Source organism: Methanocalculus sp. (assembly GCF_029762515.1).
GTDB lineage: Archaea > Halobacteriota > Methanomicrobia > Methanomicrobiales > Methanocorpusculaceae > Methanocalculus.
In genome coordinates this window covers 1-2,029 of sequence record NZ_JARVGN010000398.1, presented here as the reverse complement: position 1 = coordinate 2,029, position 2,029 = coordinate 1, and the positions used below count along the sequence as shown (strand labels likewise).

The following is a 2,029-nucleotide window of genomic DNA, read 5'->3' as shown; positions in this document are numbered from 1 at the left end:
AAGGGGTTTTACCTCCAGAATATGATACACTGGATCAAATCGATCGCGATTCCACGTCCCGATATGGGATCGTACAATAATATCACCGGAGATATCGCGGTCGGCCACTATAAACCGATTAACAGTAAGCGGTTTCATCATGACTGCCATGAATTCATATTCCATTTCACAAGAACCGGAGATGTTCCGCTTGATAAGCTGGCGATCGGGGTTCCGTATCAGGATAAGAGCAATATCGGGAGGTGGAAGGGGGCAGGATCAGATCTCCGGGACCGGGGGAACACCTGGTTCATCCCCTATGAGACGATCAATGAGAAGCGGCCCCACCCGGCAGTCTTCCCGATCGGCCTTCCCACCCTCTGTATCAAAGACCATGGACTTGAACGATGCCGCCTTGTGCTTGACCCTTTCATGGGGATCGGATCGACCGCCATCGCCTGTATCCGGCTTGGTACAGACTATATCGGCTTTGAGATCGATTCCTCGTACCGGGAGATTGCGCTTGAGCGGATAGGGGAGGAGAAGAAAAAATACCACAAACACAGCAAAAAACAATCAGCGAAATGTGAAAAAATGAATCAAAATGAGTAGAAGTGGCATGGATACCTCCACTGCCCGCACTCAACAGATGAATTGACCCTCATTCCATACAGCACTGCGATCATTCAGACAGGAGTAATCCTATTACTCTCCTGAGATCGTTATCCCTGATCGGTTTCACGAGATAGGCTATTGGCTTGGTTCTCTTTGCATCCTCCATTATTCCCTGCTCAGAGTATGCTGTCACATATGCAAAAGGACGTGGTGAAACCCGGTTAATCTCCTCTGCAACCCAGATCCCATTCACCTCCCCTTTGAGCATGATATCTATCAGGACACAGTCCGGAAGGGTTTCAAGGATACCCTGAAGAGCAGCATCTGCATATTCAGCTGTGCCTACGACGATATGGCCAAGCCCTTCAATCCTCCGTGAGATATCAAGGGCAATGAGAGCGATATCCTCAACAATGAAGAAACGGAGTTGATCTCTTTTTCCTGTCATGGGAAGATCACCTCCCATCCATCAGGCAGGATCGTGAATTTTCCCCTGAGTTCCTGGTGTACGAGGGTTCTGACAAGTGTTATCCCAAGACCTTCAATGGTATGAACTCCAATATCTGATATGACCCTGAGACTGTGGCAGCCATCCTGTTTGGAGAGTGAGACAACACACTTCACAGGTTCTCCCTTTCTTACCGCAGCATCAATCACTATTGTTGCCAGTTCATTGGTGATCAGGCCAATCTGGATCGCAGTGTCGATATCGAGCGTGACCTTTCTGTCAGCGGGCAGGCAGATTACCCCCTCATCCGGCAGATCAAAGGAGCGTCGCAGTTCAGAGGCAAGGTGGATCAGGTACTCCACCATATCAACTTCTCCGATCATTCCATGAGCATAGACAAGATCATACGCAAGTGAGAGTGAGATGATCCGGTTCTGCGTCTCCCTGAGAGTTGGAGAGACTGCATCATCCTGGCACTCCATCATCTGGAGGTTAATTATGCTCGTAATCAACTGGAGGTTATTCCTGACCCGAAGTTGCAGTTCCCGGAGGAGAGCTTCTTTCTCATGAAGGGCAGAAGCCATCTTCTCTTCAGAAAGCCGCCTCCCGGTCGTCTCCTCAATGATGACCGCATAGCCTGAATCCCCGCCCTCAAAAGCAGCAGGGAGAATCCTGATCCGAAAGTGCCGCTTCTCCTCCCCGGTAAGCAGGACCATATCCTCTATCTGCTGCTCTCCCTCACCATATCGCGGGATTCTGGAGAGAAAAATATCGTTTGAGAGGATCGGGCATTTCGCTTCCTGTATCTTTGTTCCAACAACCTGATCCTTTCTGCTGCCGGCAAGGGCAAGATAATGATCATTTGCACTGACGATCCGGAGTTTCTCATCCAGAAGAACAATGAGATCCGTTGAAAAATCGATCAACGCAGAAACAGGCACCCGTTCTGAGAGAAAATAGACTTTTGCGGGACCCACCGTCTTCATC

The 2,029-nt window shown here is 49.5% G+C and carries 3 protein-coding genes; 1 reads left to right on the top strand and 2 read right to left on the bottom strand.

What is annotated here, in order from left to right; all coding sequences use genetic code 11:
* A partial coding sequence (locus QCH34_RS11425) for a site-specific DNA-methyltransferase (RefSeq protein WP_300334272.1) occupies positions 1–591 on the top strand: 591 nt, incomplete at its 5' end.
* A 70-nt stretch (positions 592–661) separates the two neighbouring features.
* Here the strand turns inward: QCH34_RS11425 and QCH34_RS11420 are convergent.
* Positions 662–1,042, bottom strand: coding sequence for a response regulator (locus QCH34_RS11420; RefSeq protein WP_300334270.1), 381 nt, complete (start codon positions 1,040–1,042; stop codon positions 662–664).
* The coding region (locus QCH34_RS11415) for a sensor histidine kinase (RefSeq protein WP_300334267.1) at positions 1,039–2,029 on the bottom strand (991 nt) is incomplete at its 5' end. The genes QCH34_RS11415 and QCH34_RS11420, both read right to left, overlap by 4 nt.